The sequence below is a fragment of the Streptomyces sp. NPDC008079 genome (assembly GCF_042957385.1).
GTDB lineage: Bacteria > Actinomycetota > Actinomycetes > Streptomycetales > Streptomycetaceae > Actinacidiphila.
Genome location: NZ_JBIBIC010000014.1, coordinates 107,011 through 133,689 on the forward strand (window position 1 = coordinate 107,011; position 26,679 = coordinate 133,689).

The following is a 26,679-nucleotide window of genomic DNA, read 5'->3' on the forward strand; positions in this document are numbered from 1 at the left end:
GCAAACTGGGCTCCATGGATCACGTAGACGGCATGGCTGGCGCGGGCGGCACGGCTGGCGCGGCTGGCGCGGCTGGCGCGGCTGGCGCGGCTGGCGCGGACGGCACCGACGACGAAGTGGGCCGCACCCTCGACGCCGTCGGCCCCCGCCTGAAGAATCTGCGGCTCGGCCGGGACCTGACGCTGACGCATCTGGCGGCGGCGACCGGCGTCTCGGTCAGTACGCTGTCGCGGCTGGAAGCGGGCCTGCGCCGCCCCACGCTGGAGCAACTGCTGCCGCTGGCAAGGGTGTACGGCGTCACCATCGACGAGTTGGTCGACGCGCCCCGCACCGGCAACCCGCGCCTCAACCTGCGCCCGATCGCCTGCAAGGACGGCTCGACCGTGCTGCCGCTGACCCGCAGGCCCGGCGGCATCCAGGCGTACAAATTCGTCCTGCCCGCCCCGCCGCGCGGCCCCGTGGAGCCCGTCCTGCGCACCCATGAGGGCTACGACTGGATCTACGTGCTCAACGGCACGCTCCGGCTGGTGCTCGGCGAGCACGACCTCGTGCTGAAGCCGGGCGAGGCGGCCGAGTTCGACACCCGTACACCGCACTGGTTCGGCTCCACCGGCTCGGGGCCCGTGGAATTCCTCAGCCTCGTCGGCAAGCAGGGCGAGCGCGCGCACGTACGGGCGGCGCCGGACCCCGCCGCGTCAGAGCGCTCCTAGGGCGCGTCCGCCGCGGCGAGAGCCGCCTCGGTGTCGGCGGCGGCCAGGTCGGCGTTGATGTGCGCACCGGCCAGGGCGCCCGCGGCGGCGGAGGCGCCGACCTGGGCCGTCAGGTCGGTGGCGTTGCCCGCGACCCACACGCCCGGCACCGATGTGGTGCCCGCGGGGCCGGTGGCGGCGAAGCGGCGACCCATCCCGCCCGGCAGCTCCTCCATCGGCAGACCGAGCCCGGCCAGTCCGTCGGTACGGGCCCGCATGCGGGTCGCGACGGCCAGGACGCGGCGCGGTACGAACCGGCCGTCGGTCAGCCGTACGCCCGCGATGTGCCCGCCCGCGGCGGACCCGGAGCCCTCCGTGGGCCCAAGGCTCTCCGTGGACCCGGAGGCCCGCGTAAGCCCGGCGCCCTCCGTGGACCCGGTCGACTCGACCGCCGCCACCGGGGTGTCCTCGACCCGGATCGCGCGGGCGGCGAAGCGCGTACGGGTCTCGTCGTCCAGGTCGGTGCCGCGCGTGAAGTAGACCAGGTCGTCGGTCAACTGCCGGAAGAGCAGGGCGTGGTGGACGGAGGCGGGACCGACGGCGAGTACGCCAATGGGCTCGTCGCGCACCTCCCAGCCGTGGCAGTACGGGCAGTGCACGAGGTCGTGCCCCCAGTGCCGGGCGAGGCCGGGGATGTCGGGGAGTACGTCGCGCAGGCCGGTGGCGACCAGGAGGCGGCGGGCGCGGAGGGTGGCGCCGTCGGCGAGGGTGACCGTGAAACGCGGGTCGGCGCCGGGGACGGCCTCGGCGGCGGTCACCTCGCCGACCAGCACCTTGCCGCCGTACCGCCGTACCTCCTCCCGGCCCCGGCGCAGCAGCTCCGCCGGGGGGATGCCTTCGAGGCCGAGGAGGCCGTGGACGCCGTCGGCGGGCGCGTTGCGCGGGGTCCCGCTGTCGACCACGGCGACGGAGCGGCGGGAGCGGGCGAGCATGAGGGCGCCGTTGAGCCCGGCGGCGCCACCGCCGATCACCACGGCGTCGAGGGTCGGGGCGAAGGCGTCGGCCCCAAAGGCGTCGGCCCCATCGGCGGGATCGGTCACACCGGCCGGATCGGTCGCACCGGCCGGATCGGCCGGATCGTTCACGTGCGCGGGAAGCGTCGCGGGCATGGGCGTACCTCTCTATACGTGTCGGCTCTCTACGCGTCGGCTTGCGTCCTTGCGCTGAGCGGGAGCCCCGTCCGGGGCCCGGTACGACCACGCTAAGCGGACTTTGCGCGCGAGGCATAACATGTTGCCTATGACGCAAGACGATGGAGATCTCGACAGCCTGGTGCGCAAGCGGATTCGCGCGCTGCGGGTGGCGCAGGGCTGGTCGCTGGACGAACTGGCCGGCCGCGCCCGGCTCAGCCCTTCCACGCTCAGCCGGATCGAGAACGGTCAGCGCCGCCTCGCGCTGGACCAGCTCGTGACCCTCGCGCGCGCCATGGACACCACGCTCGACCAGCTCGTCGAGACGGCCACGGAGGACGTCATCTCCAGTCCGATGATCGACTCCGCGCACCAGACGATGCGCTGGGCCGTGAAGGCCGACCCGGGTATGACGGTCGTACGGCAGCGCCTGACGAATCCGCCGCCGGACAGCCCCTCCCGGCTGCGCGCCCACCCCGGGCGCGAATGGCTCGTCGTCCTGTCGGGCACGGCCGTGCTGCTCCTGGGCAATCGGCGCTTCCGCGTGGAGACCAACCAGTCGGCCGAATTCCCGACGATGCTGCCGCACGCCATCGGCGCGGAGGGCGGGCCCTGCGAACTGCTGGGCATCTTCGACCGTGACGCGCGGCGCGGGCACCAGCGCGGCGACGAGAAGAGCGGCGGCGAGGGGGACGGGGTCTGAGCCCGTTCGGCGAATCGGGTACGTCGGAGCCCGCGCAGGCCGGGGCCCGCGAATCGGGTACGTCGAGGCCCGCGACTCGCGCGGGCCAGGGCGCGCGACTTGCGCCGTCGGCAGCCCGGACGCCCACCGTCTTGCCGTTCCCGAAAGCGACCGGGCGGCCCGCCCACGGCCCTCATACGGTGGGCGCCATGACTCACGCAGCCCCGCACGCGGCCCACGACGCCCATGGTCACGCCCATGGCCACGCCCCGCACGACCACGATCACGGCACCCCAAAGGCCAGCGCCTCGCACCACGACGCCGAGGCCGACAGCCAGGCGGACATCCTCGACCTCGACGCGGAAGTCCTCGCCGAGCACACCGCCTCGATCACCGCGTGGCTGCCCGTCGAAGCCGCCCCCCGCCACATCGTGGACCTCGGCTGCGGCACCGGAGCCGGGACCCTCGCCCTGCTCCGGCGCTTCCCCGAGGCCGAGGTCATCGCGGTCGACACCTCGGCCGACCACCTGCACCGCCTGCGCCGCAACGCGGAGGCGGCCGGGGTCGCCGGGCGCGTCCGTACGGTCCAGGCCGACCTCGACACGCGGTGGCCCGACCTCGGCTCGCCCGACCTGGTCTGGGCGTCGGCCTCCCTGCACCACATGGCGGACCCGGAGCGCACGCTGCGCCAGGTCCGCGACACGCTCGCGCCCGGCGGGCTCTTCGCCGTCGTCGAGTTGGCGGGCTTCCCGCGTTTCCTGCCCGAGGACGCGCCCGCGGAGCGCCCGGGGCTCGAAGAGCGCTGCCACGCCGCGCTCGACCACCACCACGCCGAGCACGTGCCGCACCGCGGCGCCGACTGGGGGCCCATGCTGAGCGCCGCGGGCCTGACCGTCGTGGGCGAGCGCGTCGTGACCGTGAACATCGGCCCGCCGCACGCCGAGGCCGTCGGCCGGTACGCGCTCACCAGCCTGACCCGTATGCGCGGCGGCATCGCCGGGACCCTGGCGCCGGAAGACCTCGCCGCGCTCGACCGGCTCCTCGACGCCGAGGGCCCGGACAGCATCGCGCGCCGCGACGACCTGACCGTGCGGACCGAGCGGACGGTGTGGGCGGCGCGGCGCGCGTGAGTACGACCGTGGCCAGCGCCTGATCCGGGACGTTCGTCCGTACGACCATCCGCCGGTACGCCCCGCCGTGGACCGGCACCGCACGGCCGCGGTGCGGGCCGTGCGGCGCGGGGGCAGCGGGCGGTGCGGGTGACCGGGCGGACAGTCGAGGCGCCAACGCCCTTGCCCGTCAAGGCCCTTGCCAGTCAAGGCCCTTGCCCTCGACTGCCCTTCGGCCAGAGTTCACCCGCCACCGGTGGGCTTGTCCGCCGCCCCGCTGCTCCAATGGATGCCGCCGATGGCCAACTGGCCTTGTCAGCGGTCGACATGGAGGTTCGGGCTGATGAAGATCTGGCGAGCGGGAAGCACGGTGGCCGTCGCGGCCACCCTGGCGCTGCTGCCGCAGGCGGCGTACGCGACGACCTGGCAGCGCCTTCCCGCGTACTCCACCTGGACGGGCATCACCGCCCTGGAGCGCGGGCAGGGCATCGCCACCGACGGCACGTACTTCTACTACTCGGGCACGTACAGCCTCGACAAGGCGACGGTCGAGGGGAACCACGAGACGGCCTCCAACGCCCTTGCCATTCCTGGTGCGTTGAGCGGCGCCTACGGCTCCGACCACATCGGGGACATCGACGTGTACGGGGGCTACGTCGTCGCCCCGATCGAGGACGGCAACGGCTACCGGAATCCGCTGCTCGCCCTGTACTCCGCCCACGACCTGAGCTGGACAGGCCGTTACGTACGCCTGCCCCTCGCGCTGCTGCCCGGCGGCGTCCCGTGGGTGGCCGTCGACCCGGCCACCGGCCTCGTCTGGACCGCCCCCTGGAACCAGGACAGCGCCCAGGGCACCGACGAACTCGTCGGCTACCGCCTCAGCGACCTCCTCTCGCTCCCCGCCGGAGCCGAACTCCCCGTCGCCACCACCGTCCGCCTCTCCCGCCCCCTCAGCCGCATCCAGGGCGCCACCATGCTCGACGGCTCCCTCTACGCCTCCGTGGACGGCGACGGCGACAAGGCCGTCTACGCCATCGACCCCGCCACCGGCACCGTCACCCGCGCCTTCACCCAGGACGTCCAGCCCGACGACGAGGTCGAGGGCATCACCGCCCTCGACCTCGGGCCCTCCGGCGGCCGGCTCCACGTCCTCAACGTCGGCAGCGGCTGGAAGTCGATCTTCCTCTACCTCCAGCACTACCAGCCGGTGGGCTGACGCACCGGCGCCGTCCGACCCGCCTCAGCGGGCGAGGCGGGTCGGAACGGGGCCGAGGCGGGTGAGTTTCTCGGGGTTGGCCACCGTGTGGATGTGGGTGACGCGGCCGTCGCGGACGACGAAGGTGGCGGCGGCGACGCGACCGTCGACTTCGACGCGGGCGGCCGGGGCGCCGTTGAGCCAGACGGCGGAGACCGGGCGGCCGGGGCCTGCGAGGAGGGCCGCGGCGCGGGCGTCCCCGTGCACGGGGACGCGGGAGGCGGGGGCCGAGCGGCCGACCTCGACCCGTGGCCGCCGGGCCGCCACGTGGTCGCGGGCGCGCGCCGGGCGATCCGGCGTACCGCGGCCACGGACTTCCCGACCGCCTCGGCGATCTCCCCGTACGGCGTCCCGAAGGCCTCGCGCGGCACGAAGACCGCCCGCTCGGTCGGCCCGAGCGTTTCGAGGACGGTGAGCAGCGCCATCGAGACGCTGTCGGCGACTTCGACGTCCTCGGCGACGTCGGGGGCCGTCAGCAGCGGCTCCGGCAGCCACTCGCCGACGTACTCCTCGCGGCGGCGCGCCAGCGTGCGCAGCCGGTTGAGCGGCTGCCGCATGACGACCCGTACGAGGTACGCCCGCGGGTCGCCGACCCGCGACCGCGGACCAGATCTCCCCCGTGTACGGGGACCTGCACACCCACCGCGACCAGGCCGAACGGATCTTCACCGTCTGACCGTCGCCGGAGCCGGAAACCGGCGGCACCGCACCCCCGACGGGCACGGGTCCCGTCGGGCCGCCACGGCCCGCCACGCGTCCCCGACCGCGTCGTGTTCCGGCGGGCGGGCCTCCGGATCAGCGGGCGAGGAGGTCGCGGAGGGCCGTGACGACCGTCGCCGGGGACTCCTCCGCCATGAAGTGGCCGGTGTCGACCGTGGTGTGCCGGAGGTCGGGGGCCCACGCGGACCACAGCGCGGCGGCGTCGAACCCGAGCGCCGCGCCCCAGTCCTGCTGGAGGACGGCGACGGGCATACGCAGCCGGTTGCCCGCGGCGCGGTCGGCCGCGTCGTGGGTGACGTCGATACCGGCCGAGGCCCGGTAGTCCGCGACGATCGAGGGGATCGCGGCCCGGCAGGCGGCCAGGTAGACGGCGCGCACGTCGGCCGGGACGGCCTCGGGAGCCCGGACCCACAGGTCCAGGAAGTGGCCGAAGAAGAGGTCGGGGTCGGCGGCGATCATCCGCTCGGGCAGACCGGGCGGCTGCGCCATCAGGTAGAGGTGGAAGCCGACGGCGGCCGTGGTGCCGTGCATGGCGTCCCACATGTCGAGGGTGGGCAGGACGTCGAGGCAGGCGAGGTGCGTGACCGTTCCCGGGTGGTCGAGGGCGGCGCGGAAGGCGACCAGGGCGCCGCGGTCGTGGCCCGCGAGCGCGAAGCGGTCGTGTCCGAGGGCGGCGGCCACGGCCACGATGTCGGCGGCCATGGTGCGCTTGGCGTAGACGGCTGGTGCCGTCCCGGCGGGGCCGGCCGTGTCGTCGGCCTCGGCCGGCTTGTCGCTCGCGCCGTAACCCCGCAGGTCGGGGCAGATCACGGTGTGGTCGGCGGCGAGGTCGACGGCCACGTGCCGCCACATCAGGTGGGTCTGCGGAAAGCCGTGCAGCAGGACGACGGGCGGCCCGGAGCCGCCGACGGCGGCGGTGAGGGTGACGCCGTCGGCCGCGGGGACGCGGCGGAGGTCGAAGCCGGGGATGGCGGGTGGCATGGGGTGCCCCTTTCGGTGGGTGGACGTACGCGGGCCGTGCCCCGTACGCGGCGGTCCCGGTCGGTCCTACGCGAGCCGGGCGCGTAGGCGGTCCTGGTCCGTACGCGGGCCTGGTCCGTACGCGATCTGTGCGAGTACGCGGTCCGGGTCCGTACGCGGGCCTGGTCCGTACGCGATCTGTGCGAGTACGCGGTCCGGGTCGTACGCGGGCCTGGCGCGTCAACGGGCTCGTGCTTCCAGCGTGTGGGCGGCGGATGAGCAGCCGATGAGCGCGCTACCGTGACCTGGGGGAACTCCCGGAGAGGCGGTACGCGGTGCGGGTGGCGTTCGGCGTGCTGGGGCCGGTGGCGGCCTGGGCCGAGAGCGGGGACGGCCCGGACGAGGCGGTACGCGGTGCGGCCCTCGCGCTGAGGGGGCCACGGCACCGGGCCGTACTGGCCCGCCTGGTCATCGCCCGCCGCCGCGTCGTACCGGTCGCCCGGCTGGTCGAGGACCTGTGGCCGGAGCGGCCGGGGAACGACGGCGCGGGTCCCGGCCACTCCCCCGCACCGCCCGCCGATCCCGTCGGCACCCTCCGTACCTTCGTCGCGGCCCTGCGCCGCACCCTCGAACCCGACCGGCCGCCGCGCGCGCCCGCCCGGCTGCTGGTCACCGAGGGCCCCGGGTACGCGCTGCGCGCCGCGCCCGACACGGTGGACGCGTGGCGCTTCGAGCAGGCCGTGACCGAGGCCGCCGGGCTGCTGCCGAAGGACGTACTCGCCCTGCTCCAGCGGGCGTTGGGGTGGTGGCGCGGGCCCGCGTACGCCGAGTTCGCCGACCAGCCGTGGGCCCGCACCGAACGCTCCCGCCTCGCCGAACTGCGGCTGCACGCCGTGGAACGCCGGGCCGAGGCCCGCCTCTCCCTCGGCCTGGCCGCCGAGGCCGCCGCCGACCTCGACGCCCACGCGGCGGAGCACCCCTGGCGCGAGGACGCCTGGCGCCTGCTGGCCCTCGCCCTCTACCGTTCGGGCCGCCAGGGCGACGCCCTGGCCGTGCTGCGCCGCGCCCGCGCCCTCCTGGTCGAACAGCTCGGCGTCGACCCCGGGCCCGGCCTGCACGCCCTCGAAGCCGACATCCTCCGGCAGGACGACGACCGCCTCGACCCCGGCGCGGGCGGCGCCGAACGCGTCTGGGCCGAGGCCACCGCCGCCTACGACCGCACCGTCCCCACCGGCGCCCGCGCCCGCCTGGAATCCACCGTCACCCTCCTGCGCGGCCTCGCCGTCACCGGTGGCGACGGGCTCCGGTCCGCCCGCCGCCACCGCCTCGCCGCCGTCTCCGCCGCCGAAGAACTCGGCGACCCCCACCTCTGCGCCCGCGTCATCGGCGCCTACGACGTCCCCGCCGTCTGGACCCGCCTCGACGACCCCGCCCAAGCCGCCCAAGTGGTGGCCGCCGCCGAACGCACCCTGACGGCCCTGCCGCCGGGCCCCGCCGAAGAGGCCCTGCGCGCACGGCTGTTGGCGACGATCGCGCTGGAGACGCGGGGCGCGGACGTCGGCGGCGCGAACGTCGGCGGCGGGCGCGGTGGCGGCGGGCGCGGGGCGCAGGCGGCGCGGTTGGCGCAGGAGGCGGCGCGGCGGCTGGACGATCCGGTGCTGCTGGCGTTCGCGCTCAACGCGACCTTCATGCAGACGTTTCAGCGGGCGGGTCTGGCGCCGGAACGCGATGCGATCGGCGCGGAGCTGGTCGAACTCTCCGCGCGGCACGGCCTGTTCACGTCCGAGGTGCTCGGCCGGCTCATCCGGCTCCAAGCGGCCTGCGCACGGGGCGACTTCGGGGCGGCGGACGAGCACGCCGCCGCCGCCGACCGGCTGGCGGAGCGTCATGAGCTTCCGCTCGTCGGGGTGTTCACCCGGTGGTACGGGGCGCTGCGGCTCGCGGAGACCGGGACCTTCGAGGCGGCCGAGGCCGCGTACGGGGATGCCGCCGCCGAGCTGACGGGGGCCGGGATGCCGGGGCTGGAGCGCGGGCTCCTCCCCCTCGCCCTTCTGTGCCTGCGGCTCCGGCACGGCCGCGACCTGCTCGTCCTCGCGCGGACCGACGCCGACTGGGGCCCGTACGCCCCGTGGGTCCGCCCCCTCCTCCTGCTCGCCGAGGACCGCCGCCCCGAGGCCGCCGCCGCCCTCCGGGGTGCCCCCGCGCCCCCGCACGACCTCCTCTACGAAGCCATGTGGACTCTCACCGCCCGCGCCGCCCTCGCACTCGACTCCCCGCCAGCCGCACGGCGTGCCCACGCCGAACTGCTGCCCGCCGCAGGTGAGCTGGCCGGCGCCGCCAGCGGACTCCTGAGCCTCGGCCCCGTCGACAGCCACCTGCGCGACCTGGCCGCCGCCCTGCGGACCCCCTGACCGAATTCGACGTGCCCCGACCCGCCTTCCCCCGCCATCATCAGCGCATGGTCCACATCGAGGTCGTCCAGGGCGACATCACCAAACAGGCCGTCGACGCCATCGTCAACGCCGCCAACGAGTCCCTCCAGGGCGGCGGCGGAGTCGACGGCGCCATCCACTGGGCCGCCGGCCCCCGTCTCGCCGAGGCCGGCGCCGCCGTGGCGCCCTGCGCGCGGGGGGACGCCGTCGCCACCCCCGGGTTCGACCTCGACCCCCCGATCCGGCACGTCATCCACACCGTCGGTCCCGTATGGAAGGGCGGCGCCTCCGGCGAGGCCGACGTCCTCGCCTCCTGCTATCGCCGCTGCCTCGAAGTGGCCGACACCCTCGGCGTCTCCACCCTCGCCTTCCCCGCCATCTCGACCGGCATCTTCGGCTTCCCCGCCGACCAGGCGGCTCGCATCGCCGTCGCCGTCCTCACCCACGCGTCGACTCGCGTCGAACACGTACGCCTCGTGGCCTTCGACCGCCCCTCCTACGCCGTCCTCGCCGAAGCCTGACCCCTCCCCGGGACCCGTGGCGACACTCAGCCCCGTCGTGCCGCGTCGCACCCACGCGGCACCAGCCGCCAATAACACACAGCCCCGCGCCCCTAAAAACCTCGACCCACCCACCCCGCACGAGTCCGAACCCCGCAGGGGCGCGGGGAACGGCGCGGGCAACCCCCACCGGGCTTTCAGCCCGGAAACAACAGCATCTGCCCCGCTGGGGCCGGTTTTCAAAGCCGCGCCACCGCGGTGGCTGACCGCGCAGTTCCTCCCCCGACCTTCGGCCGGGAGGTGCCCCCAGCGCCCTGAAAGCACGGCCCTGCGCGAGGGCGGTGGGGTGGGGGCGCGCCGCGGAGGGGGGTCAGGTCTCGTTGAGGAGGCGGAAGGCGGCGAGAACTGTTTCCGACTGAAGGTCAACCTGGTCGGGGACCGGCACCCACGTCAACTCATGACCGGCGGCCAACTCGGCCGCCCAGCGGGCGTGCTGGGCGGAACAGACGCCGTGGAGGGTGCGCGCGGCGGAGCCGCCGCGGCCGTCGAGGAGGCGGAGCATGATCCCGGTGGCGCGCAGGGAGATGCGGCGGGCGGCGATGTCGAGGGCGTTGAGGTGCGCGAGGGTGAGGGGGACGGGGGAGGGGTGGAGCCCGTCCCAGTCGTCGGCGACGCTGCGCATGATGGCGGGCATGCCGCCCGTGATGCGCAGGAGGGGGCGGGTGGCCGGGGAGCCGGGGTCGGGGACCAGCGGCCGTACGGCGTCGAGCAGGGCGTGGGTACGGTCGGCGTGGCGGCGCAGAAGCGCGGCGAGAGCCGCGAGCGCGCGGGCCGGGTCCGGGTGCGCCGTGGTGTCGGCGACATCGCGGCTGGCCCACATCGGGACCTCGAAGAGCGCGGTCATCCCGCCGTAGCGGTGCGGGCGGATCCAGGTCGAACGGTTGACGTCCTCGGGCAGGTTCTCGAACTGGGCGCGCTGGCCAGGCGCGGGCATCAGATAGACGCCGGGCCCCGACACCGTCCAGTACAGGGCGTCGTACGTGCCGGTCTGCACGGGCACGTCCCGCTCGGCGGAGAGCTTGCCGAGAGGCTCGGCCAACCCCGGTATGTCACGCGTGAGTTGGACCCAGCTGCCGCCGAGGTCGTTGCCGTGCAGCGAGCACTGCAACTCCGGCCGCAGCTCGTCGATGAGGCTCACCAGCGCCTGGGATTCGGGGAGTTGGTCGTCCGGCGGCCGGATCGACGGTGCCCACTCCGGCTGTTCGTCGGCGGGCGGACGGTACGCGTGCCGGAAGTGCTCGGCGGGCGTGCGCCGCACCGGCGGCCCGGCCTCGCTGCGTACGGTCCCGTCCGGGTCGAGACAGAGCAGGAAGTGCCAGGAGGCGCCCGCCCCGGAGTGCAGGCGGCTGTCGGCGGCGACCCGGTGCGCCAGCCGCAGCGCGGTCGCGGGCCCGACGCGCTCGTCGGAGTGCGGGCCCGCGACGACCAGGATGTGCCGCCGGCCGCGCCCGACGGTCAGCAGATGCAGCGGACGCCCCTGCCGGGACCGGCCGACCACCCGCAGGGTGCTCAGCACGGGCCGCGAGTACGCGAACGCGGAGGCCGCCGCTGCGACCTCCGCGACGCTGGGATAGGCGTCGGCGTCCGACGTCACGTGCCGTTGGAGTTGCTGTCGCCGGTGGTCTCTTCCTTGTCCAGCCGTCGGATGACGAGAGTGGTGTTCGCCACGGTGACTCCTCTCTGTCCAAGCAGGGTGCAGCGCTGAGGAGTTGAACGGTTTGGCCCCTGGATCCCCCACTGATTCCCCCGCACCTTGCCAAGGCTCCGGCGGCCCGGCGACAGTGTCAAGGTCCGTACGTACTCATGCGTACGGGCGGAGCACGAGGGGGTCGGCTGATGACGGCACCACCGCACACCGAACCGCACACCGATGACTCCGAGGCGCTGCTCAGGCCGCGGATCAAACCCGAACACCAGCCCTATCGCACCGCCGACGGCAACGTCAGGATCGGCAGTGTGATCTACGGGATCGGCGCCGAGATCGAGGACCCTGACGGCTGGATCTGGACCCTTACCGAGGCGATGGACGGCACACGCACCGCGGCGCAGATCGCCGCCGAAGTCGCCGCCGCGCACCCCCGCTTACTTCTGTCCGCCGCCACGATCGGCTCCGCGATGGCGGACTTACGGGAGGCGGGTTTCGTGGACGACGCGGCGGCACCGCTGCCCGCGGGGCTCGTCGACCGCGACCGCGTACGGCACGCCCGCGGTGTCGCGCTGCTGCGCTGGATGGACCTCAGCTCACGGGCCAGCCCGTGGAACGCCCAACTGCGCCTGGCCGGCGCCCGCGTGCTGGTCCTCGGCGTCGGCGGTACGGGCGGCATGGCCGCGCAGGCGCTGGTCGCCTCCGGTGTCGGTCACGTCCACACCGTCGACCCCGACGTCGTGGAACTGTCCAACCTCAACCGGCAGACGCTCTACCGCGAGGCCGACATCGGGCGGCCGAAAGCCGACGCGGCGGTGGCCGCGCTGCGCGCCCTCAACTCCGATGTCACCGTCACCGGTGAACGGCGGGAGATCCGCGGCCCCGACGCCCTCGCCGCGCTCCTCGCCCCGGACGGCGGCGGCCGGTCACCGTACGATCTGCTGGTCCTCGGCGCCGACCGGCCGCCGGAGATCCGCCGTTGGGCCAACCGCGTCTGCATCGCCCTCAATCTGCCCTGGGTGGAAGGCGGTTACCGCGGCCCGCTGGTCACCGCGGGCGTCCACGTACCCGGCGACGGGCCCTGCTGGGAGTGCCAGCGCGCGGGCGAGGACGCACGGCGCGATCTGCGGCTGCGCCCCGGCCAGAGCGAGGACGCCGCCTCGCCCCGCATGCCGTGGAATCCGGCGAGCGCCGTCACCGCCGGTCTGTCCGGCACGCTCGTCGCCCACGCCGCCATCGCCCTGCTCACCGGCGTCCCGCGGATGCGCCCCGGCTTCCGCTACGGCATCAACCTCATGGCGCTCGGCGACCCCGTACTCCAACGCCACCCGCGCCGCCCCGACTGCCCGGCCTGCGGCCCGCTCGACCACCCCACGTAAGGGCCCAAGGCCCCATCGGCGGGTGGTGACCTGCGGAAGCGTCGTGCCCGAGCGCGCCCCACTGACCGGCTCGCCGCCCGGACGAAAGGCGGTGCGCCCCGTCAGGGGTGCGAGCGATCCCCACCGGCGGGTGGCCCGGACACCACCGGGCTGCCCCCCGGGGGCGGGTGGTGACGTACGGGAGCGTGGCGGTCGGGCGCGCGGTTCCTCGGCCTTCGACCGGGAGGTGCCCCCGGCACGGTGAGCCGATCTCTCCGGGGTGCGGGCGGGGTCCTTGAGGGGGCGGGTCACCGCGTCGAGGCGAGGTCGACGGTTGCAAGGACGGTCCTTGCCTGGAGTTCGGCCTGGTCGCCGACCGGCACCCAGTGGGCGTCGGTCGCGGCCAGCAGGTCACGGGCGCCGGAGTCGATCCGGCGCTCCAGCCGGCCGCGCAGGCGGCCGTGGTCGCCGCCGGGGTCGCCCTCGCCGCCGCGCTCCTCGTCGAGCAGCCGCAGCAGCATCCCGGAGGCGCGCAGCGGCATACGGCGGGCGGCGATGTCGAGGGCGGCGACGTGGGCCATGGTCAGGGGGACGGGGGAGGCGTCGGCGAGCGTCTCGTAGTCGTCGGCGAGGCCGGAGAAGGCGCCGACGGCCTGCTCGACACCGCGCAGCAGCGGGCTGTGCGCGGCCTGCGGGGAGAGCAGGCGCCATGCGCGGTCCAGCGCCGACGCGGTGGCGGCGCCGTCCTTGCGCAGCCGGGCGGCGAGGGAGGCGACGGCCTGGGCGGGGCCGGGGTGCGCGTCCTGGTCGGCCACGCGCCGGGTGGCCCACATCGGGACCTCGACCACGGCGGTCAGCCCGCCGTGCCGGTGCGGGCGGGCCCAGGTGGAGCCCGCCGCGTTCTCCGGCTCGTCGGTGAACCGCCCGGGCGTGCCCGCGGGGGGCCGCACGAAGACGCCGGGCCCCGACCCGGTCCAGTGCAGCGCGTCGTAGGCGCCGGTCTGCACCGGGATCTCCAGTTCGGCCGCGTATTTGCCGAACGGCTCGGCCAGGCCCGGCACATCGGCGGTCAGCCGCACCCAACCGCCGCCGACGTCGGTGCCGTGCAGCGTGCACTGGAGGAACGGCTTCAGCTCGTCGATCGCCGCCAACAGGGCCATCGTCTCGGGGAGTTCGTCACCCGGCGCGCGGAAGGCCCCGGCCCGCTCGGGCTGATCGGCCGGCGCCGGGCGGTAGGTGTGCCGGTAGTGGACGGCGGGCGGCCGGGGCCCGGCCGGACCCGTCTCGTTGAGCACGGTGCCGTCGGGGTCGAGGCAGAGCAGGAAGTCCCAGGTCAGATCCGCGTCGGCCTGCCGCTGCCGGTCGGCGACCGCGTGCTCGGCCAGCCACAGCGCGCTCGCCCCGCCCGTCTGCTCGTCCGGGTGCGCTCCGGCCACCACCAGCACGTGCCGGCTGCCGTGTCCCACCGACAGCAGCCACAGGGGCCGCCCGGCCCGCGACTCCCCGGCCAGCCGCATCCGGCACAGGTCGGGATGCCGCCGGGTCAGTACGCGGGCCGCCGCCGCGACACCTGACACGGTCGGATACGCGTCTGGCCCGCGCATGACGGCTCCTCCTCGTCCCACATCCACGACCACGGCGGCGTCCACTCGCCGTGCCCACCCCCACCGCGCTCCGTACCGGCGCGCCGCGTATCGCACATCGCGCGCCACCGGCGGAGTAGCGGAGTTCGGGTGCCGTGGGCGCGCCACCCAAGGCTGTGCGGGCCGCCCCCGGGTGTCAAGAGCGCCCCGTGGCCCCCGAGTCGGCGCGCGACCGCCCGATGTCGGGCCCCCGGTAGAGGCGTTCGGGGATGGTGGCCAGCGCCGATTCCCGCAGCCGCGGGCCGAGCCCGTAGAAGTGCTGGAAACTCATCACCAGGGGCCGCCACATGTCCGGATCGATCCGGTCCCGCGTGCCCGCCGCCCGTACCTTGTCGTGCACCAGCACGCGCGTGATCCGTACCTCGAACACCACGATCCCGCCGCGCTGTTGAGGGTCGTCCTCGGCCAGCGGGTGGGTGGCCTCGACCACCGCCTCCAGCGCCACAGGGCACTCGGCGACGCGCGGCGCCGCGACCGTCTCCGACGCCACCGGGGTCAGCCCGGCCAGCTCGAACTTGCCGCCCTCGTAACGGTATCCGCGCCGCGCCTTCCCCTCGGGCACCGGATCGCGGCCGGTGGTCAGCGCCAGCCGGTCCACGGCCGCCGCCATCGAGTCCTCGGGCAGATTCAGTACGCACGCGCCGTCGCGCAGCAGATTGCGCGCCGTCTGCGACCGGGCCCCGAGCCCCAGCATCGCCCGCCACCCCAGCCAGAACACCGACGACATCGGCGCGAGATTCGCCGACCCGTCCTCGTTCACGGTGGAGAGCAGCACGACGGGCGTGCCGAAGTAGAGGATTCCGGGCTCGATGCGTGAGTGGACGGCGGGTGCGGTCGCCGCGGTGATCTCTGAGGTCATACGGCCAGTGTTGTGCGCGAGGCCGCCGGTCGCTGGCGGGTATCGGACGTCGCGTACGGGGACAGTAAGGCCCGGTACGGGGGCCCGTACGCCCCGGTACGGGGGCGTCGGCGGTCAGGAACCGGGCCGCTCGCGGGGGCCGTAGCGGGCGTGCGGCGCACCCGTGGCGAGCGCCCAGTAGCGGTCGCCGTAGGACCAGTGCCACCACTCGGTGGGGTAGTTGACCAGGCCCGCGGCGGTGAGCGCGGCGGACAGCGTACGGCGGTTGGCGCGGGCCTCGGCCGACAGCCCCGGCGCGTCGGTGTAGCAGGCGCCCGCGCTCTCCTCGGGGTTGGCGTTCACGCGGGTGCCCATGTCCAGTTCGCGGCCGTCCGCGACGAGGGTGAGGTCGACGGCCGCGCCCGCGCTGTGCGGCGCGATCTCCGGCGGGGACACGTAACGGCTGGCGGCCTCCCTGATCCGCGCGGGCGTCCACTCCGGCCGTGCGGCGCGCAGCTGCGCCGAGTACCCCTCGAAATAGGCGCGTTGGAGGGACGGCGGCCGGTAGCCCTCCACGAACAGCAGGCCGACGCCGTCGGGCAGCAGCGTGCGCGCGTGCGCGAGCCGGGTCAGGACGCCCTCGCGCAGGTGGGCGAAGCTGCCGTCGTCGTCCTGGCGGCGCGGGTCGACGGCGCCGAGCGGTCCGTCCGTACCGGGGCCGCCGCTTCCCGCCCCGCCTCGTACGCCACCGCCTCGTCCGCCGCCCCGCACGTCGCTCCGCACGTCGAGCAGCGGCTCGTCGCAGTCCTCGACGGGGATGGCCGCGATGCGCGGGTCCGACATCAGCACGATTTCGCTCATGGTCCGATCATCGCCTGCCGCCCGCCCAAGTGCCGCGCCCGGCCCCGCCACCGCCCCGGCTGCGCGGCCTTCGCTAGCCTGCGCGGGTCAGGGACAGAGCCGGGCGCGGGGCGTCGTCGAACGGGGCGGACGGATGAGCGAGCAGGAGCGGGACCGAGAGCGGGACCGGGAGCGGCTGCGGGCGGCGGTCGAGGCGCGCGTGCTGGCGGACTGGGGGTTCGAGCTGCCGGACTCGCTGTTCCGGTTCCACGACTTCATCGGGTCGCTCGACCCCGTCGAGGCGTCGGCCTTCGCGGACCTGGAGCTGTGGCCTTACGGCGTGATGGACCTCTTCGACGCCCCCGGCGCGCGAGCCCGCGACGGCGTCGACATCCGCGCGCACGGCCGTTACTACCGCGACCCGCCCGAGTTCCTGACCTTCCTGCACGGCGGCACCGACGGCCTGCACTACGGCCTCTGGTACGACGACGGCCGCACCTGCGCGGGCGTCGGCTCGTACTACAACAACGACGGCGGCGGCATCGACCGCACCTGCCGCACCCCGCTGGAGGCGGTGCGCGTCACGCTCGAACGCCACTGGTACGACCTGCACGAGGACACCGGCCGGGAGCCGGAGGAGGTCGCGGAGCGCGCGCCGGGGATGGCCCGACTCCGTTCGAAAATCGGCGAGTTCGAGACCGGCGACCGTACCGCGACCGGCGCGGACTACGTACGCGCCCACACGTACGGCTACCGGCGCCCGCCGGTCGAGCCCGGCCGGATCACCACGCTCGACGGCGGCGGCGCCCTCGCGGCGGGCGAGACCGCGCTCGGCCGTCCGCCGCACAACGGCGCGGACGAGCACGCCTTCGGCACGCACATGGCCGCGGTCTTCGCGGACCCCGGCGAGCTGGCGGCGGCCGTCGCCGAGGCGCGGCGGCGCCTCGTGGCCGGTGACCCGACGGAGGCGCTGGTCCTCGGCCGCGACCTGCACTGGGCCTCGGTCGGCGACGCGACCCGCGAGGGTCACGCCCATGAGCTGCTGGCCGCGGCCTACCGTGCCCTGGACCGGCCCGCGCTGGCCGCCGTCGCCGACGCGCACCACCGGCACCGGGACCTGCCGCGCGTGGACGTGCTGGAGCCCAAGTCCTAGGGCCCAAGTCCTAGGGCCCGTCCGGTGGATCAGCGGGACATGGGCGTCAGGCGGGCAGCTCCACGACGTCCGCGACCACGCAACTGACGTTGTCCGGACCGCCGTTGCGGTTGGCGAGGGCCACGAGCGCGCGGACCGCGTCGTCGGGGTCCGGGGTCGTCGCGAGCGTGGCGTGTACGTCGTCGGCCGGGACGACGGCGGACAGCCCGTCGGAGCAGAGGAGATAGCGGTCGCCGGGGCGGGCGTCCTGGAGCCGGATGTCGGCGCCCGCGCTCCCGTCGATGGCCGGGCCCGTACCCGACAACGCCCGTGCCAGCAGGGACCGTTGGGGGTGGGACTCGGCCTCGGCCGGGCTGAGGCGGCCCTCGTCCACCATCGACTGGACCATCGTGTGGTCGTGGGTGATCTGGAAGAAGCCGCCGTCGCGCAGCAGATACGCGCGGGAGTCGCCGATGTGGACGAGGGCGAGCTGGGAGCCGGTCCAGAGCATCGCGGTGAGGGTGGTGCCGACGTGTCCCGGCTCGCGCTCGGCGGCGGCGACGCCGCGGACGGCCCGCCCGGCCTGCTCGACGGCGTCCTCCAGGGCGTTCAGCAGCTCACCGGCGGGGACGGTGTTCGCGCCCGCGTCGAGGCGTTTCAGTACGTCGACGGCCGCGGCGCCCGCGGGGGCGCCGCCGGTCCCGAAGCCGTCGGCGACGGCGAGCAGGCGGGAGCCCGCGTAGGCGGTGTCCTGGTTGCTCTCGCGGACGAGCCCGGTGTCGGACAGGGCGGCGTAACGGATGCCGAGCGGTGCGGTGGCGGCTGACATGGCGGGGTCCTTCCAGGACAGGTAGTCGATGAGGAAGGCGGCCAGGTCCCGCCGGGCGGCGGTGTCGGCCTCGACACGGGTCCAGTACGCGCGGACCGACAGGGCCGCGTCCCGGCCCTCCTGGGCGCAGACCTCCTGGATTCCGGCCAGCGGCATCCCGAGGCGGCGCAGCCACGCCACCAGGCGGGCCTTCTCCAGTTGCTCCGGTGCGTACCAGCGGTAGCCGGTCGCCGGGTCCACGCGGGCGGGGGAGAGCAGGCCCAGCTCGTCGTAGAGCCGCAGCGCCCGCTGCGACAGCCTGGCCGCCTTCGAGAAGGCCCCGATGCCCATCAGGCCGGGTCCCGTGTCCCGCTCCATGCCCGCGCTCCTCCGTCCCTCCTCGCGCCGGGCCTCCGTCCGGCGCGCGTCCGATGCTGGGGTCTTCCCCGACGTGAGAGTCAAGCAGGTCCGCGGCCTTCCGCCTCTCCCGCCGTCCGCGCCCTCACCTGCCCGGCTTTACGGTTCGCTCTACGAACTAATATGGTTCGTAGAGCGAACGAGATGTCGAGGCGTGCGGGGAGTGGTGAACATGGCGGGTGCGGGTGCGGGTGCGGGTGCGGGTGCGGGTGCGGGTTCCGGCGTCGGTGGTGGTGCTGGTGCGGGTACGGAGGGCGCGGCGCGTGCGGCGGGTGCGGTGCGGACGGTCGCGGTCGTCGGCGGGGGGTACGGGGGCGCCGCCGTCGCCAAGGCGCTGGACCAGGACACGGACGTCGTCCTGGTCGAGCCGAAGGACGCCTTCGTGCACGCGGCGGGCGCGCTGCGCGCCCTGGTCAGGCCCGACTGGGCGGCGAACATGTTCTTCCCGTACGACCGGCTGCTGGCGCGCGGCCGGGTGGTCCGCGAGCGCGCGGCCTCGGTGGACCCCGGCGGCGTCACACTGGCCTCCGGCGCCCGCGTCGACGCCGACTTCCTCGTCCTGGCCACCGGCTCCGACTACGCCTTCCCGGCGAAGACCGAGACCGACTCCACGGCCGAGGCGCTGCGCAGGCTGCGCGTCGGTCACGACGAACTGGCGCTGTCCGAGCGGGTGTTGATTGTCGGCGCGGGCCCCGTCGGGCTCGAACTCGCCGGTGAGATCAGGGCCGTGTGGCCGGACAAGCACATCGTCGTCCTCGACCCGGCCGAGCGGTTGCTGTCCGGTTTCATGCCGGAGCTTCGGGACGACCTGCTGCGCCAACTGGACACGCTGGACGTCGAATTGCGGCTCGGTACGACCCTGGCCGCGCAGCCGCCGACCGAGCCGGGGCAGGCGAAGACGTTCACGGTCGCCACGTCCTCCGGTGACCAGGTCACCGCCGACATCTGGTTCCGCTGCTACGGCGTACGCGTCAACAGCCACTACCTCGCCGACGGCCGCCTCACCGCCCGTACGCCCAAGGGGCAGGTCCGCGTGACCGACACGCTCAACGTCCATGGCAACGGCGGGACGTACGACCGCGTCCACGACCACGTCTACGCGCTCGGCGACCTCACCGACCTCGCCGAGGCCAAGATGGCGGGGTACGCCATGAAGCACGCCGCCGTCGTCGCCGAGAACATCCTCGCCCAGGTGCGCGGCGAACGGCCCTCGGCCGTCTACCGGCCCTCGCCCGTACCGTCCGTGCTGCTGCCGCTCGGGCCCGGCGGGGGTGTCGGCCAGACCCTGTCCGACGACCGGCCGACCCCCGTACCCGTGCTCCTGCCGGCCGAGCGGGTGGCCGCGTACAAGGGGCGGGATCTGCTCGTGGGGCGATTCGCGGCGCTCTTCGGCACGGGCTGAGCCCTCGGGTACGGGACGTGGCGCGCGCTCAGTGCGCGACGGGGCCCTCGTCCAGTTCGAGGAAGACGGCGGGCACCTTGTTGTCGCGGACCACGCGGCTGAGCAGACCCGCGAGCGTGACCCGTTCCGCCTCGGTCAGGCCGGACGGCAACTCCTCGACGCGGCGGCAGGTGTCGGCGTAGAACGCGTCGACCAGCGACCGCCCTTCGGCGGTGAGCGCGACCCGTACCGCGCGGCCGTCGCTCGGATCGGCCTCCCGCCGTACCAGCCCGCGCTGCGCGCAGCGGTCCACAAGACCGGTCAGGCTCGACTTCGCCAGCCCCAGGATGCTGCCCAACTCGCCCATCCCCAGGGGCTGTCCCATCAGCACGCACAGCAACTGCCCCTGCTGCGGCGTCAGTCCGTACCCCCGGCCCGCCTCCGCGTACACGGCGTTCACCAGGAAGGAGGAGCGCACCAATGCGGTGACGACTCCCATATGCTCGCCCGCGTCCTTCCCCATACGGCCAGCCTACGGGATAGGGGCGATCGGGTGGTGGTTCGTGACGCGAACTATGGAAGGGGTGGGAGGGGGAGGAGGGGAAATAGGGAACGCGGTGCGTTCCCGTTCGGACCCGTCCTTTCCCGTGCGTTCCCGTTCGGACCCGTTCGGACCCGGCCGGATTGCCGCCGGGGTGCGGGCGTCGGACGATCGAGACCGGCGGTCCGTCCGGCGAGGGAGTGATGCGATGAGCGCGCGGCGGCTGGCCGACCTCGACCGCCCCGAGCGGCGCCGGGCGATGGCCGCGAGTGTGGTCCGCTGCGTGCTGTCCACGGCGGCGATCCTGGTCCTGTACTACTTCCTGCCGCTCAACGGCGGCCGTCCCGACGCCGCCGCCCTGATCCGGCTCGGCATCGGCGCCGTCGTCTTCGTCGCGGTCATGCTCCTCGAACTCCGCCGCATCCTCCACGCCGATCTTCCTCAGCTCCGCGCCGTGGAGACCCTCGTCGTCACCTTCGCCTTCTTCCTCGCGCTCTTCGCCAGCGCCTACGTCTCCCTCTCCCACCTCTCACCCGGCAGCTTCACCGAGCCGGTCGACCGCACCGCCGGGCTCTACTTCGCCATCGTCACCCTCGGCACCGTCGGCTACGGCGACATCGCCCCCACCAGCGATTTCGCCCGCATTCTCGTCAGCGTCCAGGTCCTCATCGACCTCGTCTTCCTCGCCTTTCTGCTCCGCCTGGTCATCGACCTCACCCGCCTCACCCTCCACCGCGACCAGCCCCCCTGACGGGGGTCCCGCCCCCTCCCGGCCCGGCCCCCACTTTCCCGCCCCCCGGGTCCGGCAGGGCTTGCCCGCGCCGTTCCTCCCCCAACCTTCGGCCGGGAGGTGCCCCCAGCGCCCTAAAAAGATCGGCCCACCGCCCCGGTGGAGGAACCGGACCGGGCCGCGCGGCTCCTGGGGGCGTACGCCCGCGGGGGTCTAGAGCGCCGCGGTAGCGGCAAGCTCGGCGGCGACGAGCTCGGCCACCTGAACGGCGTTCAAAGCGGCCCCCTTGCGAAGGTTGTCGTTCGAGACGAAAAGCGCGAGCCCGTTCTCGACGGTCTCGTCGAGGCGGATGCGGCCGACGTACGACGGATCGCGCCCGGCGGCCTGAAGCGGCGTGGGAATGTCGGAGAGCTCGACGCCGGGTGCGGACCGCAGAAGGTCATAGGCACGGGCGACGCCGAGCGGCCGGGAGAAGCGGGCGTTGAGCTGGAGGGAGTGGCCGGAGAAGACGGGGACGCGTACGCAGGTGCCGGAGACCTTGAGCTCGGGGATCTCGAGGATCTTGCGCGACTCGTTGCGCAGCTTCTGCTCCTCGTCGGTCTCGAAGCTGCCGTCGTCGACGAGGTTGCCCGCGAGGGGGACGACGTTGAAGGCGATGGGCCGGGCGTAGACGGCGGGTTCGGGGAAGGCGACGGCGTCGCCGTCGAAGGTGAGCTGGTCGGCGGATTCGACGACCTTGGTCGCCTGGCCGTGCAGCTCGGCGACGCCGGACAGGCCGGAGCCGGAGACGGCCTGGTAGGTGGTGGCGACCAGGGCGGTCAGCCCCGCCTCGGCGTGCAGCGGGCGCAGCACCGGCATCGCGGCCATGGTGGTGCAGTTCGGGTTGGCGATGATGCCCTTGGGGCGGTGGGCGATGGCGTGCGGGTTGACCTCGGAGACGACCAGGGGGACGTCGGGGTCGCGCCGCCAGGCGGAGGAGTTGTCGATGACGACCGCGCCCTGGGCGGCGACCTTCTCGGCGAGGGCGCGGGAGGTGGCGCCGCCCGCGGAGAACAGCACGATGTCCAGGCCGCTGTAGTCGGCGGTGGACGCGTCCTCGACGGTGATCTCGCCGTCGGCCCACGGCAGGGTGCTCCCGGCGGATCGGGCGGAGGCGAACAGCCGCAGCTCCGTCACCGGGAACGCGCGCTCGGCCAGCACCTTGCGCATGACCGAGCCGACCTGTCCGGTCGCTCCGACGATTCCGATCCTCATCCGGCTCTCTCCGATCGATGTGTGCCGTTCCGTACGGCTGCGTGCCGTTCCGTACGGCTGCGTGCCCGCCCGGTCGAGTATCCCCCGAGGCGGGAGCGGGGCGGCGGGGCATTTCAGGGGACGAGACGCAGCCTGGTCAGGGCGTCGTCCACGACGGCGGGCGGCGGGGGCAGCAGCGGCAGCCGTACGTCGGGGGTCGGGATGCGGCCCTCCGCGTGCAGCACGGCCTTGATGACGGTCGGGTTCGGCGCGCGGAAGAGGGCGGCGGCCAGGGCGGCGAGGCGGTGGCCGAGGGCCGTGTCCCCCTTGGCGTCCCCCGTGGCCGCGGCCTCCGCCAGCCCGGCCCAGCGGGCGGTGGCCAGGTGCGCGGAGGCGAGGATGCCGCCGGGGGCGCCGAGGGCGAACAGGGCGGGCGCGAAGACGTCGTCGCCCGCGAGGATCTCGAAGCCGTCCGGGTGGTCGCCGAGCAGGTCGACGGTCTCGGCGTCGATGCCGCCGGTGGCGTACTTCACACCGGCCACGCCCGGCAGCGCGGCCAGCTCGCGCAGGGTGCGGGCGGTCAGCGGCTGCCCGGTGCGGTACGGCACGTGGTAGACGATCAGCGGTACGGGACCGGCGGCGGCCAGCGCCGCGAAGTGGGCGAGGACCCCGGCCTCGCCCGGCCGGGAGAAGGACGGCACCGTGGCCAGTACGGCGTCCGGCACCACCGGCCCCCCGGCGAGCGCCCCCAGCTCCCGTACGGCCGCCGCCGTGGCGCCGCCGGCCACGCCGAGCACGAAGCGCGCGCCGTGCTCGCGGCAGACCCGGCCGACGACCGCCGTCACCTCGGCGCGTTCGCCGGGGTCGAGGGCGGCGGCCTCCGCGGTCGTGCCGAGCGCCACGAGCCCGGCCGCGCCGTCCCGCAGCACCTCGTGCGCGAGCCCTTCGAGGGCGCCCACGGCGACCCGGCCCTGTGTGTCGAACGGCGTGACCAGCGGTACGAGGATCATGTCCGCGAGTCTGACCCGAGCCCATGGCGAAGGTCCAGTTAATTGTCGTGCACGGAACCGTTAAGCAGCGCTACTCTCCCGCGCATGTACGAGATCTCCGCGGACCCGGCCCGCCTCGACGTCCCCCGTATCCACGACTGGCTCTCCACCGACGCCTACTGGGCCCTGGGCCGCACCCTCGCCACCCAGCAGGCCGCCATCGACGGCTCCCTCAACTTCGGCGCCTACCACCCCGCCACCGGCGCCCAGCACGCCTACGCCCGCGTCGTCACCGACCTCGCGACCTTCGCCTACCTCTGCGACGTCTACGTCGACCCCGCCACCCGCGGCCAGGGCCTGGGCACCACCCTCGTCACCGCCATCCGCGACCACCTCACCCCCTACGGCCTGCGCCGCGTCGTCCTCGCCACCGCCGACGCCCACGCCGTCTACGCCAAAGTCGGCTTCACCCCCCTCACCGACCCCGACAACTGGATGACCCTGGGCCTCCAGAACCCTTCGGTGCGGGAGCCGCGGAACCGCTGACGCGGCCTCAGCGACGCAGGCCGCCCGCACCGCCTACGGGGATACGCGGCTCACGGGGACCGCGGGCATACGCGGCCTACGCGGCCTCGGCGATGTCATCGCGCAGCGGCGGGACGCGGACGCCGTCGCGCTGCCGCTTGCGCACCCAGTCCACCAGCGCCCGCTCGACCTCCGTACGCGTGGCCACCCGGCGCAGCCGCAGCGGCACCGCGGCCAGGTGCAGCGCCGCCCGCACCCGGCTCACCCCGGCCCCGACCATGCCAGGACCCGGATGCGCGTCGAGCGCGAGCGCCACGCGCATGGTGTCGGCGAACAGCGACTGGGCCCGTTCGTAGGCGGTGTACACCGGCAGGTCCCGTTCGAGCCCGGCGGCGGCCTCCGGGTGTACGCGGAGCACCGCACGCCGCCAGCGCTCGATGACCTCGGGCCGCTGGTCGGCCGGGTACCGCATCCGCACCAGGTGGATGGCCAGGTCGTGCAACGGGTCGCCCCACATGGCGAGTTCCCAGTCCACGACGGTGAGGCCGCCGTCGGCGCGGACGATGAGATTGTGCCGGTGCAGATCGCCGTGGAGCAGCGCGAAGGGCCGCCGGCGCAGCGGCGGCATCCGGTCGCGGAACCAGCGCAACGCGTTCGCCGGGACTTCCAGCGCGGCGAAGAGCGGTGCGAAGTCGGCCCAGTTGGCGGCGCGCACATCGTGCTCGGCGAAGTCCGCGCGGGCTCTGAGGAAGGCGTTGGAGTCGCCGTCCGCGGCCCAACCGGCGGGCAGCGGGGGCAGATCGGCCGCCGACACCCGGGTGAACCCCGCCATCTGACCGACGATGGCGTCCACGACGAAGGGATCCACCGGCTTGCCCGGCGCGCAGACCTCCGCCAGCGCCTGCCCTGGCACGTACTCGTGGACGGAGAATCCGCCGAGTCCCACGTAGTGCCGGGGGGTGTTCTCCACAACCGCCGTGCGCTGCAAGGCGTTCAGGATCTCGCCCTCGTCGGGCCAGACGCGCTCCACGACCTTCAGCGAACCGTCCAGCGGCACCCGCACCTTGACCGGGGTGTGCGCCTCGAAGCGCAGACGCTCCGCCATGCCGGGCGCCAGATCGATGACGTAGTTGCTGTTGTGATGACCTGTCAGCCGCTCACCGAAGCGCGTGGCATCCTGTCGGACCGTGTCCCAAGCGGCAGCAAGGCTCTGCTCCCGGCCGGTCGTCAGGACGCCCAAAGCATCGCTCCCACGCGCTCGCGCACTCACGAGACCGCCGAAGGGCGGCCAGTGTTTGGCACGAACATTAGTGGGTAGCGGCAGCCCCCGCCATCGGAGAGCCGTTAAGACCCGGTTACGGACCGCGACGCCTCACCCGTTCGGGCGACGACTCAACGCGCTCGCGGCGACGACGAGGTCACGCATCCCGACGACCACCGGATGGGGCTCGATCTCCTGGAGCCGCGCCACCCGGCTCCTGGACCGCGCGTAACCGAGGAAACGTACCCGCGCCGCCCGCGCCGCCTCCGCGTCCCGCGGCGAGTCACCGATCATCAGGCACTGCTCCGGCCGTACCTTCAGCGCCGTCATGGCCCGCAGCAGGCAGTCGGGGTCCGGCTTCATCCTGGCCGGGTCGTACTGGTCACGGCCGTAGATCCGCGACCCGAAGACGCTCTCCAGCGAATGGCTCTTCAGATACGTCTCGACGGCCTGGGGCGAGTTGTTGGTGGTGATGGCGAGCAGTCGGCCACTGAGCGCCACGGCCCGTACGAATTCGTCGGCGCCCTCTGTCTCGCGCGCGGACGGTACGGCCGACTCCTCGCCGTGCGCGAGTATCCGCTCGAGCTCGGCGGCCACTCCGGGCGGCCAGGGCTCGCCGAGCATGGCGTGCGGGTCCTTGCTGCGCGCCGTCGCCGGATTCGGGGGACGTATCCCGTGCCGGTCGAGGTACCGGCGCATCTCTTCCGCTATCAGGCTGGCCGGATGCCTCGCGAACAGTTCGCAGACCGGTCCGTCGAAGTCGAGCAACAGGCATTCTGCCGCGTCGAGCAGGGCGAACGGGCTGCTCTCAGGTGATTCGAAGTACGTAGGAGTCACTCAAGGAGTGTCAGCGGCTCGGCGATCGTTGACCAGAGTGAGTCAAACCACTCCTGGGACTCGGTGACGAACTGCGAGTCCCGCTCCTTGGGCTTGTCGGTGTTCAGGCCGAACGAGAAGAGCGTCGCGGTGATGCCGAGGACGTCGTAGATGTTGCCCTTGCCCCGCTGGCCGAACTCGACCTCGCGGTCGATCACTTGATAGTGGCCGAACAGCGCGGTCCGCCCGTTGATGAGGTAGAGCTTGTGCATCGGGGTGATCGGTACGGTCCGCACCTCGACCGACTGCTCGACGTCGGGCTGGAATTCGGCCAGGGCCGCGAAAGCGGCGCGCACGGTGAGGACATGGGCGCGGACGAGTTGTCGTAGCCGCCACAGCGGGCGCTCGTCGGAGGCGTCGGCGACCAGCCGGGGAATCGCCAACTGCGCGGACAGGCTGGGCATCATGAGGCGGAGGCGGATCGACTCGGGCTTCAGGTCGCCGTCCTGAACCCGCGTCAGAGGTACGACCAGCGCGCGGCTGAGGGTCTCCGTGGTCAGCGAGTAGGCGTCGATGGTGACGTGCTGGTGCGTGAACGCCTCGTCGATGTGCGGCCGGAGGGCCTTGGAAGCACGTCCCGGCTCCTGGAGCCGAGTCTGCGAATCCGGGCGGTCTTCCTCCCAGCGCAGCACCTCGGACGGGCGTCCGCGCTGATTGTCGATGTAGCCGTCGTCGCGGAGTACGCCCAGCGCACGCTGGATCGTGGGACGGGAGACGTTGAAGCGCTCTTCCAACTCCGCCTGAGAAGGTATGCGTCCGCCGACCGGGTAGCGACCGTCGACGATCTCACCGCGGAGTACGTCCGCGATGTAGCGGTATGGGGGTCGGGAACCGTTGGTTCCGGCGTCTTCCTCGTCCACAAGAC

At 74.1% G+C, this 26,679-nt stretch carries 24 protein-coding genes and 1 pseudogene; 11 read left to right on the forward strand and 14 right to left on the reverse strand.

The features are described from left to right. The first annotated feature begins 14 nt into the window (after positions 1 to 14). A complete protein-coding gene (locus ACFZAM_RS26090; RefSeq protein WP_391049691.1) occupies positions 15 to 710 on the forward strand; it encodes a helix-turn-helix domain-containing protein in 696 nt (231 codons plus the stop codon). Here the strand turns inward: ACFZAM_RS26090 and ACFZAM_RS26095 are convergent. Further along, on the reverse strand, positions 707 to 1,681 hold the full coding sequence (locus ACFZAM_RS26095; protein ID WP_391049794.1) for an FAD-dependent oxidoreductase: 975 nt from the start codon (positions 1,679 to 1,681) through the stop codon (positions 707 to 709). The two genes, ACFZAM_RS26090 and ACFZAM_RS26095, sit on opposite strands and share 4 nt — an antisense overlap. A 298-nt stretch (positions 1,682 to 1,979) precedes the next feature. Here ACFZAM_RS26095 and ACFZAM_RS26100 point away from each other — a divergent pair, with 298 nt between their 5' ends. The 3 genes from ACFZAM_RS26100 to ACFZAM_RS26110 all read left to right on the forward strand — a co-directional run bounded on the left by ACFZAM_RS26100 (position 1,980) and on the right by ACFZAM_RS26110 (position 4,886). After that, the gene (locus tag ACFZAM_RS26100) at positions 1,980 to 2,582 is read left to right on the forward strand and encodes a helix-turn-helix domain-containing protein (protein ID WP_391049693.1); all 603 of its coding nucleotides are present in this window, start codon (positions 1,980 to 1,982) and stop codon (positions 2,580 to 2,582) included. A gap of 188 nt (positions 2,583 to 2,770) precedes the next feature. Next, positions 2,771 to 3,691: a methyltransferase domain-containing protein gene (locus ACFZAM_RS26105; protein WP_391049695.1), complete on the forward strand. Its 921-nt coding sequence runs from the start codon at positions 2,771 to 2,773 to the stop codon at positions 3,689 to 3,691. Positions 3,692 to 4,013: 322 nt separating this feature from the next. Further along, a complete protein-coding gene (locus ACFZAM_RS26110; protein ID WP_391049697.1) occupies positions 4,014 to 4,886 on the forward strand; it encodes a hypothetical protein in 873 nt (290 codons plus the stop codon). Positions 4,887 to 4,910: 24 nt separating this feature from the next. On the opposite strand, the pseudogene ACFZAM_RS26115 reads toward ACFZAM_RS26110, so the two are convergent. Then, positions 4,911 to 5,524 (reverse strand): annotated as a pseudogene (locus ACFZAM_RS26115) (sigma-70 family RNA polymerase sigma factor); the annotation flags it as partial. 196 nt (positions 5,525 to 5,720) lie between these two features. Then, positions 5,721 to 6,626 carry an alpha/beta fold hydrolase gene (locus tag ACFZAM_RS26120; RefSeq protein ID WP_355341999.1) on the reverse strand — a complete coding sequence of 302 codons (906 nt, stop codon included), beginning with the start codon at positions 6,624 to 6,626 and terminating at the stop codon, positions 5,721 to 5,723. A gap of 314 nt (positions 6,627 to 6,940) precedes the next feature. Here ACFZAM_RS26120 and ACFZAM_RS26125 point away from each other — a divergent pair, with 314 nt between their 5' ends. Continuing rightward, positions 6,941 to 9,016 carry a BTAD domain-containing putative transcriptional regulator gene (locus ACFZAM_RS26125; RefSeq protein ID WP_391049699.1) on the forward strand — a complete coding sequence of 692 codons (2,076 nt, stop codon included), beginning with the start codon at positions 6,941 to 6,943 and terminating at the stop codon, positions 9,014 to 9,016. Between the two features lie 47 nt (positions 9,017 to 9,063). Further along, a complete protein-coding gene (locus tag ACFZAM_RS26130; RefSeq protein WP_391049701.1) occupies positions 9,064 to 9,558 on the forward strand; it encodes a macro domain-containing protein in 495 nt (164 codons plus the stop codon). A gap of 349 nt (positions 9,559 to 9,907) precedes the next feature. On the opposite strand, the gene ACFZAM_RS26135 is transcribed toward ACFZAM_RS26130, so the two are convergent. Then, positions 9,908 to 11,191, reverse strand: coding sequence for a M14 family zinc carboxypeptidase (locus ACFZAM_RS26135; protein ID WP_355341969.1), 1,284 nt, complete (start codon positions 11,189 to 11,191; stop codon positions 9,908 to 9,910). Positions 11,192 to 11,496: 305 nt separating this feature from the next. On the opposite strand from ACFZAM_RS26135, the gene ACFZAM_RS26140 reads away from it, so the two are divergent. Next, the gene (locus ACFZAM_RS26140; RefSeq protein ID WP_391049795.1) at positions 11,497 to 12,621 is read left to right on the forward strand and encodes a ThiF family adenylyltransferase; all 1,125 of its coding nucleotides are present in this window, start codon (positions 11,497 to 11,499) and stop codon (positions 12,619 to 12,621) included. Between the two features lie 287 nt (positions 12,622 to 12,908). Here ACFZAM_RS26140 and ACFZAM_RS26145 read toward each other — a convergent pair whose 3' ends face one another. The 3 genes from ACFZAM_RS26145 to ACFZAM_RS26155 all read right to left on the reverse strand — a co-directional run bounded on the left by ACFZAM_RS26145 (position 12,909) and on the right by ACFZAM_RS26155 (position 15,942). Continuing rightward, a complete protein-coding gene (locus tag ACFZAM_RS26145) occupies positions 12,909 to 14,204 on the reverse strand; it encodes a M14 family zinc carboxypeptidase (protein WP_391049704.1) in 1,296 nt (431 codons plus the stop codon). Positions 14,205 to 14,379: 175 nt separating this feature from the next. Beyond that, positions 14,380 to 15,102, reverse strand: coding sequence for a flavin reductase family protein (locus ACFZAM_RS26150; protein ID WP_355341975.1), 723 nt, complete (start codon positions 15,100 to 15,102; stop codon positions 14,380 to 14,382). 114 nt (positions 15,103 to 15,216) lie between these two features. After that, positions 15,217 to 15,942, reverse strand: a complete 726-nt coding sequence (locus tag ACFZAM_RS26155; RefSeq protein WP_391049706.1) for a M15 family metallopeptidase — start codon at positions 15,940 to 15,942, stop codon at positions 15,217 to 15,219. 133 nt (positions 15,943 to 16,075) lie between these two features. Between ACFZAM_RS26155 and ACFZAM_RS26160 the strand changes: the two genes are divergently transcribed. Further along, the gene (locus ACFZAM_RS26160) at positions 16,076 to 17,074 is read left to right on the forward strand and encodes an ADP-ribosylation family protein (RefSeq protein WP_391049707.1); all 999 of its coding nucleotides are present in this window, start codon (positions 16,076 to 16,078) and stop codon (positions 17,072 to 17,074) included. Between the two features lie 46 nt (positions 17,075 to 17,120). Here the strand turns inward: ACFZAM_RS26160 and ACFZAM_RS26165 are convergent, their stop codons facing one another. Next, positions 17,121 to 18,239: a MerR family transcriptional regulator gene (locus ACFZAM_RS26165; RefSeq protein ID WP_391049709.1), complete on the reverse strand. Its 1,119-nt coding sequence runs from the start codon at positions 18,237 to 18,239 to the stop codon at positions 17,121 to 17,123. Positions 18,240 to 18,555: 316 nt separating this feature from the next. Here ACFZAM_RS26165 and ACFZAM_RS26170 point away from each other — a divergent pair, with 316 nt between their 5' ends. Then, complete coding sequence (locus ACFZAM_RS26170) at positions 18,556 to 19,680, forward strand: FAD-dependent oxidoreductase (protein ID WP_391049711.1); 1,125 nt, start codon at positions 18,556 to 18,558, stop codon at positions 19,678 to 19,680. A gap of 28 nt (positions 19,681 to 19,708) precedes the next feature. Here ACFZAM_RS26170 and ACFZAM_RS26175 read toward each other — a convergent pair whose 3' ends face one another. Then, positions 19,709 to 20,158: a MarR family transcriptional regulator gene (locus tag ACFZAM_RS26175; protein WP_355342340.1), complete on the reverse strand. Its 450-nt coding sequence runs from the start codon at positions 20,156 to 20,158 to the stop codon at positions 19,709 to 19,711. Positions 20,159 to 20,408: 250 nt separating this feature from the next. Between ACFZAM_RS26175 and ACFZAM_RS26180 the strand changes: the two genes are divergently transcribed. Continuing rightward, positions 20,409 to 20,951, forward strand: coding sequence for an ion channel (locus ACFZAM_RS26180; protein ID WP_355341990.1), 543 nt, complete (start codon positions 20,409 to 20,411; stop codon positions 20,949 to 20,951). A 192-nt stretch (positions 20,952 to 21,143) separates the two neighbouring features. Here the strand turns inward: ACFZAM_RS26180 and ACFZAM_RS26185 are convergent, their stop codons facing one another. Both ACFZAM_RS26185 and ACFZAM_RS26190 read right to left on the reverse strand, forming a co-directional pair. Next, positions 21,144 to 22,184 carry an aspartate-semialdehyde dehydrogenase gene (locus tag ACFZAM_RS26185; RefSeq protein ID WP_391049713.1) on the reverse strand — a complete coding sequence of 347 codons (1,041 nt, stop codon included), beginning with the start codon at positions 22,182 to 22,184 and terminating at the stop codon, positions 21,144 to 21,146. A gap of 113 nt (positions 22,185 to 22,297) precedes the next feature. Next, positions 22,298 to 23,173: a dihydrodipicolinate synthase family protein gene (locus ACFZAM_RS26190; RefSeq protein ID WP_391049715.1), complete on the reverse strand. Its 876-nt coding sequence runs from the start codon at positions 23,171 to 23,173 to the stop codon at positions 22,298 to 22,300. Positions 23,174 to 23,257: 84 nt separating this feature from the next. On the opposite strand from ACFZAM_RS26190, the gene ACFZAM_RS26195 reads away from it, so the two are divergent. Next, positions 23,258 to 23,698 (forward strand): GNAT family N-acetyltransferase, encoded by a 441-nt coding sequence (locus ACFZAM_RS26195; RefSeq protein WP_391049717.1) that lies wholly within the window; start codon positions 23,258 to 23,260, stop codon positions 23,696 to 23,698. 76 nt (positions 23,699 to 23,774) lie between these two features. Here the strand turns inward: ACFZAM_RS26195 and ACFZAM_RS26200 are convergent, their stop codons facing one another. The 3 genes from ACFZAM_RS26200 to ACFZAM_RS26210 form a co-directional block, all read right to left on the reverse strand. Beyond that, the gene (locus ACFZAM_RS26200) at positions 23,775 to 24,917 is read right to left on the reverse strand and encodes a phosphotransferase (RefSeq protein ID WP_391049719.1); all 1,143 of its coding nucleotides are present in this window, start codon (positions 24,915 to 24,917) and stop codon (positions 23,775 to 23,777) included. A gap of 132 nt (positions 24,918 to 25,049) precedes the next feature. Then, positions 25,050 to 25,775: an HAD-IA family hydrolase gene (locus ACFZAM_RS26205; RefSeq protein WP_391049721.1), complete on the reverse strand. Its 726-nt coding sequence runs from the start codon at positions 25,773 to 25,775 to the stop codon at positions 25,050 to 25,052. Further along, on the reverse strand, positions 25,772 to 26,674 hold the full coding sequence (locus tag ACFZAM_RS26210) for a GntR family transcriptional regulator (RefSeq protein ID WP_355341952.1): 903 nt from the start codon (positions 26,672 to 26,674) through the stop codon (positions 25,772 to 25,774). Before ACFZAM_RS26210 ends, ACFZAM_RS26205 begins: the two co-directional genes overlap by 4 nt. Positions 26,675 to 26,679 lie beyond the last annotated feature (5 nt).

What these genes read in the sequence shown, in the direction of transcription:
- ACFZAM_RS26090 (WP_391049691.1), top strand. Translation starts at nt 15, where the DNA reads ATGGATCACGTAGACGGCATGGCTGGCGCGGGCGGCACGGCTGGCGCG.
- ACFZAM_RS26095 (WP_391049794.1), bottom strand. Translation starts at nt 1,681, where the DNA reads ATGCTCGCCCGCTCCCGCCGCTCCGTCGCCGTGGTCGACAGCGGGACC.
- ACFZAM_RS26100 (WP_391049693.1), top strand. Translation starts at nt 1,980, where the DNA reads ATGTTGCCTATGACGCAAGACGATGGAGATCTCGACAGCCTGGTGCGC.
- ACFZAM_RS26105 (WP_391049695.1), top strand. Translation starts at nt 2,771, where the DNA reads ATGACTCACGCAGCCCCGCACGCGGCCCACGACGCCCATGGTCACGCC.
- ACFZAM_RS26110 (WP_391049697.1), top strand. Translation starts at nt 4,014, where the DNA reads ATGAAGATCTGGCGAGCGGGAAGCACGGTGGCCGTCGCGGCCACCCTG.
- ACFZAM_RS26120 (WP_355341999.1), bottom strand. Translation starts at nt 6,626, where the DNA reads ATGCCACCCGCCATCCCCGGCTTCGACCTCCGCCGCGTCCCCGCGGCC.
- ACFZAM_RS26130 (WP_391049701.1), top strand. Translation starts at nt 9,064, where the DNA reads ATGGTCCACATCGAGGTCGTCCAGGGCGACATCACCAAACAGGCCGTC.
- ACFZAM_RS26145 (WP_391049704.1), bottom strand. Translation starts at nt 14,204, where the DNA reads ATGCGCGGGCCAGACGCGTATCCGACCGTGTCAGGTGTCGCGGCGGCG.
- ACFZAM_RS26150 (WP_355341975.1), bottom strand. Translation starts at nt 15,102, where the DNA reads ATGACCTCAGAGATCACCGCGGCGACCGCACCCGCCGTCCACTCACGC.
- ACFZAM_RS26155 (WP_391049706.1), bottom strand. Translation starts at nt 15,942, where the DNA reads ATGAGCGAAATCGTGCTGATGTCGGACCCGCGCATCGCGGCCATCCCC.
- ACFZAM_RS26160 (WP_391049707.1), top strand. Translation starts at nt 16,076, where the DNA reads ATGAGCGAGCAGGAGCGGGACCGAGAGCGGGACCGGGAGCGGCTGCGG.
- ACFZAM_RS26165 (WP_391049709.1), bottom strand. Translation starts at nt 18,239, where the DNA reads ATGGAGCGGGACACGGGACCCGGCCTGATGGGCATCGGGGCCTTCTCG.
- ACFZAM_RS26175 (WP_355342340.1), bottom strand. Translation starts at nt 20,158, where the DNA reads ATGGGAGTCGTCACCGCATTGGTGCGCTCCTCCTTCCTGGTGAACGCC.
- ACFZAM_RS26180 (WP_355341990.1), top strand. Translation starts at nt 20,409, where the DNA reads ATGAGCGCGCGGCGGCTGGCCGACCTCGACCGCCCCGAGCGGCGCCGG.
- ACFZAM_RS26185 (WP_391049713.1), bottom strand. Translation starts at nt 22,184, where the DNA reads ATGAGGATCGGAATCGTCGGAGCGACCGGACAGGTCGGCTCGGTCATG.
- ACFZAM_RS26190 (WP_391049715.1), bottom strand. Translation starts at nt 23,173, where the DNA reads ATGATCCTCGTACCGCTGGTCACGCCGTTCGACACACAGGGCCGGGTC.
- ACFZAM_RS26195 (WP_391049717.1), top strand. Translation starts at nt 23,258, where the DNA reads ATGTACGAGATCTCCGCGGACCCGGCCCGCCTCGACGTCCCCCGTATC.